Genomic DNA, 13,523 nt, shown 5'->3' on the forward strand with positions numbered 1-13,523 from the left:
GCCAAAGAGGGCCCGGCCGAGGGTGGTTCAGCCCGCGTACGGGTCCTGCACCGTGCCCGGCCGCGCGAGGAACTCGAAGTCGCAGCCGGTGTCCGCCTGGGTGATCTGTTCGTTGTAGAGCGCGCCGTATCCGCGCTCGTACCGCACGGGCGGCGGCGTCCACTCCGCCCTGCGGCGCTCCAACTCCTCGTCGTCCACGTTGAGTTGGAGCGTTCGCGCCTCGACGTCCAGGCTGATCGAGTCGCCTGTGCGCACCAGCGCGAGCGGTCCTCCGATGTACGACTCCGGCGCCACGTGGAGCACGCACGTGCCGTAACTCGTGCCGCTCATCCGGGCGTCGGAGATCCGCACCATGTCCCGTACGCCCTGCTTCAGCAGGTGGTCGGGCAGAGGCAGCATCCCGTACTCCGGCATGCCCGGACCGCCCTTGGGCCCGGCGTTGCGCAGTACCAGCACGCTGTCGGGGGTGATGTTCAGGGCCGGGTCGTTGATGGTCCGCTGCATCGTCTTGTAATCGTCGAAGACGACCGCGGTGCCGGTGTGCTTGAGCAGGTGCGGCTCGGCGGAGATGTGCTTGATGACGGCGCCGTCCGGGCAGAGGTTGCCGCGCAGCACGGCGACCCCGCCTTCCCGCGCGACCGGGTTGTCGCGCGGGCGGATGACCTCGTCGTTGTGGACGACGGCACCCGCGATCTGCTCGCCCAGGGTTCCGTTCACGGTCGGCCGGTCCAGGTGCAGCAGGTCGGTGATCCGCGAGAGGAAGGCGGGCAGTCCGCCGGCGAAGTGGAAGTCCTCCATGAGGTACGTCCGTCCGCCGGGCCGTACGTTGGCCAGCACCGGCACGGTGCGGGCGATGCGGTCGAAGTCGTCGAGGGTGAGCTTGACGCCGGCCCGTCCGGCCATGGCGATCAGATGGATCACGGCGTTGGTGGAGCCGCCGAGCCCCAGAACGGTCGTCACCGCGTCCTCGAAGGCTTCGCGGGTGAGAATGGAGGACGGCGCGATCCCGTTCCACGCGAGCTCCACGGCGCGGCGCCCGGAGGCGGCGGCCATCCTCTCGTGTCCGGAGTCGACGGCCGGTATCGAGGAGGCGCCCGGCAGCGTCATGCCGAGAGCTTCCGCCGCCGCGGTCATCGTGGAGGCCGTCCCCATGGTCATGCAGTGGCCCGGCGAACGGGCCAACCCGCCCTGGAGCTCCCGCAGTTCACAGTCGGTCAGGTTGCCCGCGCGGTGCTCGTCCCAGTACTTCCACATGTCGGTACCGGACCCCAGGGTCGTACCGCGCCAGTGCCCCGGCAGCATCGGACCCGCGGGAACGAAGATCGACGGCACATCGGCCGAGACCGCGCCCATGAGCAGCGCCGGCGTCGATTTGTCGCAGCCGCCGAGCAGCACCGCCGCGTCGATCGGATACGACCGCAGCAGCTCCTCCGTCTCCATCGCGAGCAGGTTGCGGTAGAGCATCGGAGTCGGCTTCTGATAGGTCTCCGAGAGAGTGGAGACCGGGAACTCCAGCGGGAAGCCGCCGTCCTGCCACACCCCCCGCTTGACCGCCTGGGCGCGCTCGCGCAGATGGACATGGCAGGGGTTGATGTCGGACCAGGTGTTGAGGACGGCGATCACCGGGCGGCCCCGGTACTCCTCCGCCTCGTATCCCAGCTGGCGCATGCGAGCGTTGTGCGACCAGGTGCGCAACTGGCCCTCGGTGCCGTACCACTGGTGGCTTCTGAGGTCTTCCGGGCGCTTTCTGCCGGTCATATGGACCACCCCGCGGCTATCGCGGCGACCTCGGCTCGTTCGTCCTCGGGCAGCGGCTTGCTCGGCGGGCGGACGTCGCGGCGGCACAGGCCGAGGGAGGCGAGGGCCTCCTTGACGACGGTGACGTTGTTCGCGGAGCCGTTGGCGGCGCGGAGTTCCTCGAAGCGGCGGATCTGCTCCCAGACCTTCATGGCGGCCGGGTAGTCGCCGGATCGAAGCGCTTCGATCATGTTCAGCGAAACGGACGGGGCGACGTTCACGAGCCCCGAGGTGAAGCCGGTGGCGCCCGCGGAGAAGTAGGAGGGGGCGTAGGGCTCGGCGAGGCCGGCGATCCAGACGAAGCGTTCCAGGCCCGCGTCGCGGGCGAAGGCGGCGAACTTGGCGGCGTCCGGGACGGCGTACTTCACGCCGATGACGTTCGGGCAGGCGTCGGCGAGTTCGGCCAGCCGGAAGCCGCTGAGCTGCGCGTTGCGGATGTACGGGACGACGCCCAGCTCGGGCACGGACTCGGCGATGGCGCGGTGGTAGTCGACCCAGCCGCCCTGGGAGACGTACGGGTGGACGGGCTGGTGGACCATCACCATCTGGGCGCCGAGTTCACGGGCGTGCCGGGCGGAGGCGACGGCGGTGGGGACGTCGTGGCCGACGCCGACGAGGATGGCGGCGCGGTCGCCCGTCTCGTCGATGGTCAACTCGGTGACGAGCTGCCGCTCTTGGGGGGTGAGGGCGTAGAACTCGCCGGTGTTCCCGTTGGGCGTGAGGATGCTGATGCCGCCGTCGAGCAGCCGACGTAGCAGGGCCCGGTGGGTGTCCTGGTCGACGCTGCCGTCCTCGGCGAACGGGGTCACCGGGATCGCCACCACGTCGGCCAGGGCCGCCCGCTGGGCCTCGTACGTCACGCTGCTCATTCCTGACCTTCCTCGTCCTGGTGCTCGGCCTGGATCTCTTCGTGGGCCCCGGGGAAGGCCCGCTGCACGAACGACGCGATATGCGCGTGGAGGGCGCGGGCCGCACCGTCCGCGTCGCCCTCCAGGGCCAGCCGCAGGATCTCCCGGTGCTCACCGGCCTCGCGGTCCCAGGAGGGCGAGGCGGCCCAGGCGACGGCGGAGACCAGGGCGGCCTGGTCGCGGACCTCGTCGAGCATCCGGCCGAGCAGCGGGTTGCCGCAGGGCAGGTACAGGGCGCGGTGGAACTCCCGGTTGGCGAGGGACCGTTCGGCGGTGTCGCCGGCCGCGTCGGCGCGGGTCAGCGCGGCGCGCGCGGCGTCGAGGGAGGCGCCGCGCCGGACCGCCCGCTTCAGCGCCTCGGGCTCCAGCAGCAGCCGCACGTCGTAGACCTCGCGTGCCATGTCCGCGTCCACCATGCGCACCGTGACGCCCTTGTACTGGTTCATCACGACGAGCCCGGTCCCGGCCAGGGTCTTCAGCGCCTCCCGCACGGGGGTCTTCGACACCCCGAACTGCGCGGCGAGCTCGGTCTCGACCAGGGCCTGACCGGGCGTCAGCTGCCCGGTGAGGATGCGGCGTTTGATCTCCTCCTGCACATATTGCGTGCGGGAGGGGATCGGCGTGGGCACAGAGGTCATGCGCGCCTCTCGGATCTCACATATCGCGTCTCATATATGACGTACGAAGTACGACGGCTTGAAGGTAAGAGGGGCGCAATGTTTCGTCAATGCTTCTGACAGCTTCCGACAAAAGGAAGTTGGGAGCTGCGGCGAGGACTCAGACGGCCCGGGTGTCGCCCTCGCACGCGGCCCTGGTGGGCTCGGGCGTCAGATGAACCTGTTCGCCTTCGCGATGCGCGTCGATGTCGGACTCAGGCAGGAACAGGTCGGCGTCGCGGGCGAGTTCGGGGAATGGGCGCGGGCGGGGTGAGCCCTCCGTAGGCGAGCCCGTATACCGCGGCCAGCAGGTCGGTGTTGTGATCGGCGTGCAGATGCGACACCCAGATCGCGCTGAGCCGTGCCGGATCAGTGTGCCGCTGCAACTCGGCGAAGAGAGCGTACGGTCACCGCCCGGGCGTCCACCCCGGGTCCCGGCCGCTCAGCCCCACCGCCCGGTCGAGCAGCGATGCGTCCTCCGGTACCGGGACGACCGGGCCGAAGATGCCGCCGCCGCGGGAGGGGTCGTCGGCCGCAGCGAGGAGCAGGTCGTAACAGAGCTGGAGGGCGGCGGGGTCGGGCTCGTAGGGCAGGCCGGTGGCGCGGGCCAGGTCCCAGCCGTGGATGACCAGCTCGTCCACGGCGACGGCTCCGGCCTCCGCGCCCGACAGCGGCACGCCGCCCGCGCGGGTCTCGCCGGTCCAGGCCGCCGGGTCGCGCCAGGCCTCGGCGAGTTCGTCGAGGACCTTGGGCAGCTCCTCGCGCCAGCCGGGTGCGATGTCCGGCACGGAGTCGCCGGGGTCGGTGTCCGTGGAAGGGCCGAGATCCTTGCGGCCGGCGTCGCGGAAGGCGGCGGCCAGGTGGGTGAGGTGCCCGAGCATGTTGCGCACGGTGTAGTCGGGGCAGGGCGTGACGTCCCCCAGCCGTTCGTCGGGCACGCCGTCCGCCAGGCGTGCCACGATCCTGGTCTGCGGGCCGAGGTCGATGATCGGCTCAGGCATGGCGGGTCCTCCTGTGTCGGCGGTCGCGGTCTCTGCTCAGGTGGTGGACCCGACCGCGGCGCGAAACTCATCGGCCGGTCCGCTCGGCACCTTCCTCAGCGTTGCGAGAGCGGCGCCGGCATCTCCTGGACCACCCAGCCGTTGCCGTCGGGGTCCTTGAAGAACACGAAGGAGTTCCAGTCGCCCTCGCCCTTGCCCTCCTCCCACCCGGACGCGCCCACGTGCTGCACCGGCCCGACCTCGACACCCCGCGCGACCAGCTGCTCACGGGCCGCCTCGATGTCCGCGACGCAGAGCTGGACGCCCTGGAGCGAGCCGGACGCCATTGGCGGCTGGCCCGGCGTCTGCGGCAGACCGCTCTGCAGCACGATGGAGCACCGCGAGCCGGGCGGCGTGAGCTGCACCAGCCGCCCGCCCTCGAACGGCGACACATCGACGTCGACAGGGAAACCGCACTGATCGGCGTAGAAGCTCTTGGCCCGGTCCAGGTCGGAAACCGGGACCGGGATCACTTCCAGGGTCCATTCCATAGGGCTGCCTCCTCGTCCGGACGACTGACCGGCGCTCGCCCTTCCATCGTCCTTCCCCAGCCGCATCAAGGCATCTGCTGGTGGCGGCGGCTCAGCTCCCGGTGAGTGCGGAGCGGACCGCCTCCAGGTCGCCGTCCGACGCCAACCCGGCGTGATACAGCCGGATTTCGCTCGCCCCGAACTCCCGGGCGCGGGCCAGATCCGCGGTGAGCGTGGCGGGGCTGCCGCCCATGCCGGAGACGACGGTGAAGTTGGCGGCGACGACGGCGCTCCCCCGCTCCACGCCGCCCTGCTCCACGAAGGGCGTGAGCAGGCCGGGCCCGCCCGCGCAGGGCACGACCACACCGTCCGCGACCGACAGGATGTGCTCGGGGTCCACCCCCGCGTTCGCACCGCAGTGGTACGACACCGGGTCGGCGTGCAGCAGGACCTGGAAGCCGTCGGGAGCGGCCGCACGCACCGCTCGGACCGCCGCCTCCTGGAGCGTGCGGGCGGTGTCGTCGCGCCACGCGCGCGTGGCCGTCGCGTTCGTCTCGCCGAGCAGCTTCTCGATCGCCGTCCAGCCTCCGTCGGAGGGTGCGCCCTGCCACACGGGCTCCAGCGCGGTGCGTACGGCTGCCGCCAACTCGTCGGCGTCCAGGCCCTGTTCGCCGTACCCCGTGCGGCAGTCCAGGCAGAAGCAGAGCGACATCAGGTACTGCCCGGCGTCCCCGAGGCCCACCCCGCCGGTCTTGTCGTGGGCGTGCAGGTGCTGCAGCCCGTACCAGCCGAGGGACTCCAGTTCGGTGCCGCGCGCGCCGGGCCGTACCGCCGCCTCGGCGGCCAGGTCGATCAAGTACGCGCGCGTGTCGGGCTGGGCGATGCAGGGCGCCCACGGGTAGCGGTCGCCGTAGGCGTTGACGACCGAGGTGTCCGGATGTTCGGCGCCCATACGGGAGTTGTGCGCGAGGACGACCCAGGTGTGCACGTCCAGGCCGGCGTCCGCGATTGCGGCGGCCGCCTCGCCGTAGGCGTCGCCCGGGGCCCAGTCACCGGCGGCGTACGGGCGCAGCTCCCGCCCGTCCCACCGTTCGTCCATGGGATACAGCACGGCCGCGTGCTCGGCGGTGACGATGCGGTGCCGCGGGTGGCGGGGGGTGAGGGCGCGGGTGGAGTGGTAGGCGGCGGCGAGCGTCACCTGCCGCACGCCGAGCGCGGCGATCCGGCCGGGGGCCTCCGGGTCGCCGTTGATGTCCCAGGGGTAGACGAATGTCGACGCCTTCACGCATCCTCCTGCAGCAACTCGTAGCCCCTGTCGATGAGTTCGGCCAGCTGCTTCACATGTTCCCCGGCCGGTTCGTGCAGCGGCGACCGTACCGGACCGACGTCGAGCCCCCGCAGCCGTACACCCGCCTTGACCAGCGAGACGGCATAGCCGCGGCCCTGGGCGCGCAGGTCGACGAAGGGCCGGTAGAAGCCGTCAAGGAGCCGGTGCGCAGTGGTGTCGTCGCCGGAGCCGAGCGCCCGGTGGAAGGCGAGGGCAAGCTCCGGGACGAAGCAGAACACGGCGGAGGAGTAGAGGGTGATGCCGATGCCGCGGTAGGCGAGCTGGGTCTGTTCGGCGGTCGGGAGTCCGTTGAAGTAGAGGAAGTCGCCGGGGGCCTCGGTGCGGACGGCGCTCACGATGCGCTGCATCAGGTCCAGGTCGCCGAGCCCGTCCTTGAACCCGATGATCCCGTCCGTGCGGGCCAGTTCGACGGCCGTCTCCGGCGTGAACACGGCGTTGTCGCGCTGGTAGACGATCACGGGCAGCGCGGTCGCGTCCGCCACCTCCCGGTAGTGCCGCAGCAGCCCCTCCTGCCCGGCGACGACGAGGTACGGCGGCATGGCGAGCAGCCCGTCCGCTCCGGCCGCCGCCGCGAGACGCGCGTACCGCACGGCGAGCGCGGTGCCGTAGCCGGCGCCCGCGACGACCGGGACCCGCCCCTCGGCCGCCTCGACGGCCGCGCCCACGCAGGCCTCGAACTCCTCCGGCGTGAGCGCGTGGAACTCCCCGGTGCCGCAGCAGGCGAACACGGCGGCGGCCCCGGCCTCGACGCCGCGGCGGACATGGGTGCGGTAGACGTCCAGGTCGACCGCGCCGTCGGGGCCGTAGGCGGTGACCGGGAAGAACAGCGGCCCGCTGGGGATGCTCAGGCGTGCGGCAAGGGGGGCTGGCGTCACGGGCGCTCCCTATAACGAGGACGGCTACGAAATAACGAGTACGGCTGTGAACGAGGACGACTGCATGCAGGTTTCTGATCGGAGTTTACGTTTATGAACGCAGACTGCGCCACCCTTGACGGGCAAGGTCGGTGATCCCTAGCTTGTCCATGAATGTGAATACCGTGCGTGCATGCATACGGCCCCTGAACTCAAGGAGAACCGAGGATGCCAGCCCCCCGCACCGTTCTGCTCACCGGCGCCGCCGGCGGGCTCGGCACCCTGATGCGGGACCTGCTCCCGGACTACGGCTACACACTCCGCCTGCTCGATCTGCGCCCGATCGAGGGCGAGCCGGACGCGATCGTCGCCGACCTCGCCGACAAGGACGCCCTGCGCGAGGCCGTCCGGGGCGTCGACGCGATCATCCATCTCGCGGGCATCTCCCTGGAAGCCCCGTTCGAGAAGATCCTCAGGGCGAACATCGAGGGGACGTACAACCTGTACGAGGCGGCCCACCAGGAAGGCGTCGAGCGCATCGTCTTCGCCTCCTCCAACCACGCGGTCGGCTTCACGCCCCGCCCGCAGGGCGAGGACCCCCTCATCCCGATCGACACCCCGCGCCGCCCCGACACCTTCTACGGCCTGTCCAAGTCCTTCGGCGAGGACCTCGCCCAGTTCTTCTGGGACAAGCACGGCCTGGAGACCGTCTCCGTGCGCATCGGCTCCTGCTTCCCCGAGCCGACCAGCGTGCGCATGCTCTCGGTATGGATGAGCCCTGACGACGGCGCCCGCCTCTTCCACGCGGCCCTGACCGCCGAGCACGTCGGCCACACCGTCGTCTACGGCTCCTCCGCCAACACCCGCCTGTGGTGGGACCTGACCACCGCGCGGGCCCTCGGCTACGCACCGCAGGACGACTCCGAGCCGTACGCCGAGAAGCTCATCGCCGAACAGGGCGAGCTCGACCCGGAGAACGTGGCGCACGCCTACCTCGGCGGCCACTTCGTCAGCGATCCGCCGATCTGGCCGTACTGACGTCCGACTTCACCCATACTTGCTTCACTCATACGTACGCGAGAGCGCTTCTACGGCGGGCGGGCACCGAACGGGCCCGCCCGCCGCCGTATGCGGGCACGGGTCATGCCCGATCTCACGCCCTTTTCGACAGCCGTGCTGGTCCGAGGCGGGCACCGGTAGAGTCGAACGGGCACACACGGGCATTATCGGGCCCCCAACAGGCCTGGTCAGTGTCGCGCGCCCGCTGTAGAACTTCCTGCATGGGTCCCACCGGGCCCGAACGGGCAACGGAGCTCACCGTACGAAGGCAGGTGTCGGCCATGGGCGAGAAGACCGCGGAAGAGCGTCAGCGGGAAATCGTCCGCGTCGCTCGCGCCTCCGGCTCGGTCGATGTCACCGCGCTCGCCGCCGAGCTGGGCGTGGCGAAGGAGACCGTACGACGGGATCTGCGCGCCCTGGAGGACCACGGGCTGGTCCGCCGCACCCACGGCGGCGCGTATCCCGTGGAGAGCGCCGGTTTCGAGACGACGCTCGCCTTCCGCGCCACCAGCCATGTCCCCGAGAAGCGACGCATCGCGGCCGCCGCGGCCGAGTTGCTCGGGGACGCCGAGACCGTCTTCGTCGACGAGGGGTTCACCCCTCAGCTCATCGCCGAGGCACTCCCCCGGGACCGGCCACTGACCGTGGTCACCGCGTCCCTGCCGGTCGCCGGCACGCTCGCCGAGGTCGAGGGCATCTCGGTGCTACTCCTCGGCGGCCGGGTCCGCTCCGGCACCCTGGCCACCGTCGACCACTGGACGACGAAGATGCTCGCCGGCTTCGTCATCGACCTCGCCTTCATCGGCGCCAACGGCATCTCCCGCGAACACGGTCTGACCACCCCCGACCCCGCCGTCAGCGAGGTCAAGGCGCAGGCCGTGCGCGCCTCCCGGCGCACCGTGTTCGCGGGCGTGCACACCAAGTTCGGGGCGGTGAGCTTCTGCCGGTTCGCCGAGGTCGGCGCACTGGAGGCGATCGTCACGAGCACGCTGCTCCCGACGGCCGAGGCCCACCGCTACTCACTGCTGGGGCCACAGGTCATCCGGGTCTGATCAATCGGGCTGATCAACCGGGTCCGAAAACCCAAAACGCACCCCCTGTAGGGCACCCCACGCCCGGCAACACCCCTTATCTCCCCAAATGTTCAGGAGCGATCCATGCGAACCCAGAGCCGTCGGAGGCCGCGAGCCACACTCGCCGCGGTCGCCGCAGGGACGCTGCTCGCCCCGCTGCTCACCGGCTGCTGGGTCGGCGCGGGCGGGGCCGGATCGGGCGGCAACTCGATCAACGTCCTCATGGTCAACAACCCCCAGATGGTGGAGCTGCAGAAGCTCACCGCCGCCCACTTCACCAAAGAGACCGGCATCAAGGTCAACTTTACCGTCCTGCCCGAGAACGACGTCCGCGACAAGATCAGCCAGGACTTCGCCAACCAGGCCGGCCAGTACGACGTGGCCACCCTGTCCAACTACGAGATCCCGATCTACGCCAAGAACGACTGGCTGCACGAGATGGACTCGTACGTCGCCAAGGACCCGGCGTACGACGAGCAGGACATCCTCAAGCCGATGCGCGAGTCCCTGACCGCCGAGGACGGCAAGCTCTACGGCCAGCCCTTCTACGGCGAGTCGTCCTTCCTGATGTACCGCAAGGACGTCTTCGAGAAGAAGGGCCTGACGATGCCCGCGCACCCCACCTGGCAGCAGGTGGCGGACCTCGCCGCGCAGGCCGACGGCGCCGAGCCCGGCATGAAGGGCATCTGTCTGCGCGGCCTGCCGGGCTGGGGCGAGGTCATGGCTCCGCTCACCACGGTCGTGAACACCTTCGGCGGCACCTGGTTCGACAAGGACTGGAAGGCCCGGCTCGACTCCCCCGAGTGGGAGAAGGCGGTGAAGTTCTATGTCGACCTGGTCCGTGACCACGGCGAGTCCGGCGCCGCCCAGTCCGGCTTCGCCGAGTGCCTGAACAACATGACCCAGGGCAAGGTCTCCATGTGGTACGACGCCACCTCCGCGGCCGGTTCCCTGGAGTCCGCCGACTCCCCGGTCAAGGGCAAGGTCGGCTACGTGCCCGCGCCGGTCGAGAAGACCGAGTCCGCCGGCTGGCTCTACACCTGGGCCTGGGGCATCCAGGACGCCTCCCGCAACCCCGACAAGGCCTGGAAGTTCGTGTCCTGGGCGTCCAGCAAGCAGTACGAGCAACTGGTCGGCGACGAGATCGGCTGGTCGAACGTACCTGCGGGCAAGCGCGCGTCGACGTACGAGAACCCCGACTACCGCGCGGAGGCAGCCGCCTTCCAGGAGATGACCAAGGAGGCCATCGAGGGCGCACGACCCAATGACCCGGGAGTGCAGCCGCGCCCGGCACCCGGCATCCAGTTCGTCGGCATCCCCGAGTTCACCGACCTCGGCACCAAGGTCTCCCAGGAGATCAGCGCGGCCATCGCCGGACGCCAGTCCGTCGACTCGGCCCTGAGCAAGTCCCAGCAGCTCGCCGAGAAGATCTCCGAGGAGTACGAGGGACGATGACCGCCACGACCACCGCTCCGATCGCCGCACCATCCGTCCGCGCCGAGAAGCGCCCCTCCGGCCGCATGCGCGCCTGGGCCACCCGCGCCCCCCTCCTCCCCGCCCTGATCTTCATGATCGTCGTGACCCAGCTGCCGTTCGTGGCCACGCTGGTGATCTCGTTCTTCGACTGGAACTCGCTCTACCCCGACGCCCGCGAGTTCACCGGCTTCGCCAACTACTCCGAAGTCCTCACCGACCCGGACCTGCGCCGTTCCGTATGGACGACGATCCTGCTCACCGTGGCCGTGGTGCTGGCCAGCCTGGTCCTGGGCCTGGTCCTGGCGCTGCTCCTGGACCGGAAGTTCAAGGGCCGGGGACTGGTCCGCACCCTGCTGATCGCGCCCTTCCTGGTGGTCCCGGTGGCCGCGGCGCTGCTCTGGAAGCACGTCCTCTACAACCCCGAATACGGCCTGTTCAACGGCCTGTTGCAGTACGTCGGCGGCCCACAGCCGGACTGGATCTCCGACACCCCGCTCCTCGCCGTCGAGGCCGCACTGGTCTGGCAGTGGACCCCGTTCATGATGCTGATCCTGCTGGCGGGCCTGCAGAGCCGCGACCAGCAGCAGATGGAGGCCGCGCGGGTGGACGGCGCGAGCGACTGGCAGATCTTCCGCTATCTGACGCTCCCGCATCTGCGCCGCTATCTCGAACTGGGCGCCCTGCTGGGCTCGATCTACATCGTCCAGAACTTCGACGCGGTCTTCACGATCACATCGGGCGGCCTGGGCACCGCCAACCTCCCCTACACCGTCTACCAGACCTTCTACCAGGCCCATGAGAACGGCCTCGCCTCGGCCGCCGGCGTCCTGGTGGTCATCGGCTCGATCATCATCGCGACCTTCGCCCTGCGCGTCGTGTCGTCCCTGTTCCGCGAGGAGGTGGGCCGCGCATGAGCGACATCGCCGTACGCATCCGCAAGCGCAAGGGCATCAGCCTGGGCCTGGTGGCCTGGCTGACCGGCATCGTCTTCTTCCTGCCCATCGCCTGGATGGCGCTGACGTCCTTCCACTCCGAGGAGGACGCGGCGACCAACCCGCCGTCCTTCGGCGCCGCCCTCACCCTGGACGGCTACCGCGAGTTCTTCGGCACGGGCGGCGGCGCGACCCCCTGGCCGTCCCTGATCAACTCGGCGGTGGCGTCGGTGGCATCGACGCTGTTCGTCCTCGTCCTGGCACTCCCCGCGGCCTACGCCCTGTCGATCCGCCCGGTGAAGAAGTGGACGGACGTCCTGTTCTTCTTCCTCTCCACGAAGATGCTGCCGGTGGTGGCAGGCCTGCTGCCCATCTACCTGTTCGCCAAGAACACCGACATGCTCGACAACGTCTGGCTGCTGGTCATCCTCTACACCTCGATGAACCTGCCGATCGCGGTCTGGATGATGCAGTCCTTCCTCTCGGAGATCCCGGTCGAGGTGATCGAGGCGGCCAGGGTGGACGGCGCGAGGCTCCCGACGATCCTGGCCCGCGTGGTGGCCCCCATCGCCCTGCCAGGCATCGCCGCAACTTCCCTCATCTGCTTCATCTTCAGCTGGAACGAGCTGCTGTTCGCGAGGGTGCTGACGGGCGTCGTATCCGAAACAGCCCCCGTCTTCCTCACCACCTTCATCACCAGTCAGGGCCTGTTCCTGGCGAAGGTGTGCGCCGCGTCGCTCGTCATCTCCCTGCCGGTGCTCGCCGCGGGGTTCGCCGCCCAGGACAAACTGGTCCAGGGCCTGTCGTTGGGAGCCGTCAAATGAAGGCCGCCGTCATCGAGTCCGTGGGCAAGGCCGTCGTCGCCGAGGTCCCGGACCCGACGCCAGGACCGCGCGACGTCGTGGTCGAGGTCGCGGCGTGCGGCCTGTGCGGAACGGATCTGCACATCCTCCAGGGCGAGTTCGCCCCCAAGCTGCCGATCGTGCCGGGGCACGAGTTCGCGGGCGAGGTGGTCGGGGTGGGAACCCAGGTCACGGAGCTGTCGGTAGGCGACAGGGTGGCAGTTGACCCCTCCCTCTACTGCTACGAGTGCCGGTACTGCCGTACGGGCCACAACAACCTCTGCGAACGCTGGGCGGCGATCGGCGTGACGACGGCCGGGGGTGCGGCGCGGTACGCGGTGGCTCCGGTGGCGAATTGCGTACGACTGCCCGAACACGTCCGCACGCAGGACGCGGCGCTGGTGGAACCGTTGTCCTGCGCCGTCCGTGGCTACGACGTCCTGCAATCCCGCCTGGGCGCCCACGTCCTGATCTACGGCTCCGGCACGATGGGCCTGATGATGCTGGAACTGGCCAAGCGGACCGGCGCCGCGAGCGTCGACGTGGTCGACGTGAACCCCACCCGCCTCGAAACCGCCCGCCGCCTGGGCGTCTCGTCCTCCGCCGCGACCCCCGACGAACTCGACCGCCCCCAGGGCTGGGACCTCGTCATCGACGCGACCGGCAACGCGGCGGCGATCCAGGACGGCCTGGAACGGGTGGCGAAGGCGGGCACGTTCCTGCAGTTCGGCGTAGCGGACTACGCAACCCGGGTCACGATCGACCCATACCGCATCTATAACCAGGAGATCACCATCACGGGCTCAATGGCGGTTCTCCACAGCTTCGAACGCGCGGCGGAACTCTTCGCAACGGGCGTCCTGAACCCCGACATCTTCATCAGCGACCGCATCCCCCTGGACCGGTACCCGGAGGCACTGGACCAGTTCGCGTCGGGCGTCGGCCGCAAGATCGTGGTAGTGCCGTAAGCCCTTGATCGCCCCCGCCGCCCCTACCCGTCCCATCCCCAGGGGCTCCGCCCGCCCCTTCGACCCCGCCAGGGGGCTCCGCCCCCTGGACCCCCGCGGG

13 protein-coding genes and 1 pseudogene are annotated in these 13,523 nt (G+C 70.0%); 6 read left to right on the forward strand and 8 right to left on the reverse strand.

Annotated features, from left to right (window positions below; genetic code table 11):
• Window positions 1-27 precede the first annotated feature (27 nt).
• The 8 genes and pseudogenes from araD to AB0I98_RS33735 form a co-directional block, all read right to left on the reverse strand.
• Window positions 28-1,758: an L-arabinonate dehydratase gene (gene araD, locus AB0I98_RS33700; protein ID WP_362948547.1), complete on the reverse strand. Its 1,731-nt coding sequence runs from the start codon at window positions 1,756-1,758 to the stop codon at window positions 28-30.
• Window positions 1,755-2,666: a dihydrodipicolinate synthase family protein gene (locus tag AB0I98_RS33705; RefSeq protein ID WP_362948549.1), complete on the reverse strand. Its 912-nt coding sequence runs from the start codon at window positions 2,664-2,666 to the stop codon at window positions 1,755-1,757. The genes araD and AB0I98_RS33705 overlap by 4 nt, the downstream gene beginning before the upstream one ends.
• Window positions 2,663-3,343, reverse strand: a complete 681-nt coding sequence (locus AB0I98_RS33710; RefSeq protein WP_362948550.1) for a GntR family transcriptional regulator — start codon at window positions 3,341-3,343, stop codon at window positions 2,663-2,665. Before AB0I98_RS33710 ends, AB0I98_RS33705 begins: the two co-directional genes overlap by 4 nt.
• Window positions 3,344-3,524: 181 nt before the next feature.
• Window positions 3,525-3,756: pseudogene (locus AB0I98_RS33715) on the reverse strand (hypothetical protein); the annotation flags it as partial.
• A gap of 12 nt (window positions 3,757-3,768) precedes the next feature.
• Window positions 3,769-4,362, reverse strand: coding sequence for a TIGR03086 family metal-binding protein (locus AB0I98_RS33720; protein WP_362948551.1), 594 nt, complete (start codon window positions 4,360-4,362; stop codon window positions 3,769-3,771).
• Window positions 4,363-4,457: 95 nt separating this feature from the next.
• Window positions 4,458-4,892 (reverse strand): VOC family protein, encoded by a 435-nt coding sequence (locus AB0I98_RS33725; protein ID WP_362948553.1) that lies wholly within the window; start codon window positions 4,890-4,892, stop codon window positions 4,458-4,460.
• 91 nt (window positions 4,893-4,983) lie between these two features.
• On the reverse strand, window positions 4,984-6,156 hold the full coding sequence (locus AB0I98_RS33730; RefSeq protein ID WP_362948555.1) for a hypothetical protein: 1,173 nt from the start codon (window positions 6,154-6,156) through the stop codon (window positions 4,984-4,986).
• A complete protein-coding gene (locus AB0I98_RS33735; RefSeq protein ID WP_362948556.1) occupies window positions 6,153-7,094 on the reverse strand; it encodes a 5-dehydro-4-deoxyglucarate dehydratase in 942 nt (313 codons plus the stop codon). The genes AB0I98_RS33730 and AB0I98_RS33735 overlap by 4 nt, the downstream gene beginning before the upstream one ends.
• Before the next feature lie 207 nt (window positions 7,095-7,301).
• On the opposite strand from AB0I98_RS33735, the gene AB0I98_RS33740 reads away from it, so the two are divergent.
• The 6 genes from AB0I98_RS33740 to AB0I98_RS33765 all read left to right on the forward strand — a co-directional run bounded on the left by AB0I98_RS33740 (window position 7,302) and on the right by AB0I98_RS33765 (window position 13,423).
• Window positions 7,302-8,111: an NAD(P)-dependent oxidoreductase gene (locus tag AB0I98_RS33740; protein ID WP_362948557.1), complete on the forward strand. Its 810-nt coding sequence runs from the start codon at window positions 7,302-7,304 to the stop codon at window positions 8,109-8,111.
• 302 nt (window positions 8,112-8,413) lie between these two features.
• Window positions 8,414-9,184, forward strand: a complete 771-nt coding sequence (locus tag AB0I98_RS33745; protein ID WP_362948559.1) for a DeoR/GlpR family DNA-binding transcription regulator — start codon at window positions 8,414-8,416, stop codon at window positions 9,182-9,184.
• Window positions 9,185-9,289: 105 nt separating this feature from the next.
• Complete coding sequence (locus AB0I98_RS33750; RefSeq protein WP_362948561.1) at window positions 9,290-10,660, forward strand: sugar ABC transporter substrate-binding protein; 1,371 nt, start codon at window positions 9,290-9,292, stop codon at window positions 10,658-10,660.
• Window positions 10,657-11,595, forward strand: coding sequence for a sugar ABC transporter permease (locus AB0I98_RS33755; RefSeq protein WP_362948564.1), 939 nt, complete (start codon window positions 10,657-10,659; stop codon window positions 11,593-11,595). Before AB0I98_RS33750 ends, AB0I98_RS33755 begins: the two co-directional genes overlap by 4 nt.
• Window positions 11,592-12,437 (forward strand): carbohydrate ABC transporter permease, encoded by an 846-nt coding sequence (locus tag AB0I98_RS33760; RefSeq protein WP_362948566.1) that lies wholly within the window; start codon window positions 11,592-11,594, stop codon window positions 12,435-12,437. Before AB0I98_RS33755 ends, AB0I98_RS33760 begins: the two co-directional genes overlap by 4 nt.
• On the forward strand, window positions 12,434-13,423 hold the full coding sequence (locus tag AB0I98_RS33765; protein ID WP_362948568.1) for a zinc-dependent alcohol dehydrogenase family protein: 990 nt from the start codon (window positions 12,434-12,436) through the stop codon (window positions 13,421-13,423). Before AB0I98_RS33760 ends, AB0I98_RS33765 begins: the two co-directional genes overlap by 4 nt.
• The last annotated feature ends 100 nt before the right edge of the window (window positions 13,424-13,523 follow it).

It is taken from the genome of Streptomyces sp. NPDC050211, from assembly GCF_040656035.1.
GTDB lineage: Bacteria > Actinomycetota > Actinomycetes > Streptomycetales > Streptomycetaceae > Streptomyces.

Excerpts from the sequence above, each read along its gene's own strand:
- araD (WP_362948547.1), bottom strand. The coding sequence starts at position 1,758 with ATGACCGGCAGAAAGCGCCCGGAAGACCTCAGAAGCCACCAGTGGTAC.
- AB0I98_RS33705 (WP_362948549.1), bottom strand. The coding sequence starts at position 2,666 with ATGAGCAGCGTGACGTACGAGGCCCAGCGGGCGGCCCTGGCCGACGTG.
- AB0I98_RS33710 (WP_362948550.1), bottom strand. The coding sequence starts at position 3,343 with ATGACCTCTGTGCCCACGCCGATCCCCTCCCGCACGCAATATGTGCAG.
- AB0I98_RS33720 (WP_362948551.1), bottom strand. The coding sequence starts at position 4,362 with ATGCCTGAGCCGATCATCGACCTCGGCCCGCAGACCAGGATCGTGGCA.
- AB0I98_RS33725 (WP_362948553.1), bottom strand. The coding sequence starts at position 4,892 with ATGGAATGGACCCTGGAAGTGATCCCGGTCCCGGTTTCCGACCTGGAC.
- AB0I98_RS33740 (WP_362948557.1), top strand. The coding sequence starts at position 7,302 with ATGCCAGCCCCCCGCACCGTTCTGCTCACCGGCGCCGCCGGCGGGCTC.
- AB0I98_RS33745 (WP_362948559.1), top strand. The coding sequence starts at position 8,414 with ATGGGCGAGAAGACCGCGGAAGAGCGTCAGCGGGAAATCGTCCGCGTC.
- AB0I98_RS33750 (WP_362948561.1), top strand. The coding sequence starts at position 9,290 with ATGCGAACCCAGAGCCGTCGGAGGCCGCGAGCCACACTCGCCGCGGTC.
- AB0I98_RS33755 (WP_362948564.1), top strand. The coding sequence starts at position 10,657 with ATGACCGCCACGACCACCGCTCCGATCGCCGCACCATCCGTCCGCGCC.
- AB0I98_RS33760 (WP_362948566.1), top strand. The coding sequence starts at position 11,592 with ATGAGCGACATCGCCGTACGCATCCGCAAGCGCAAGGGCATCAGCCTG.
- AB0I98_RS33765 (WP_362948568.1), top strand. The coding sequence starts at position 12,434 with ATGAAGGCCGCCGTCATCGAGTCCGTGGGCAAGGCCGTCGTCGCCGAG.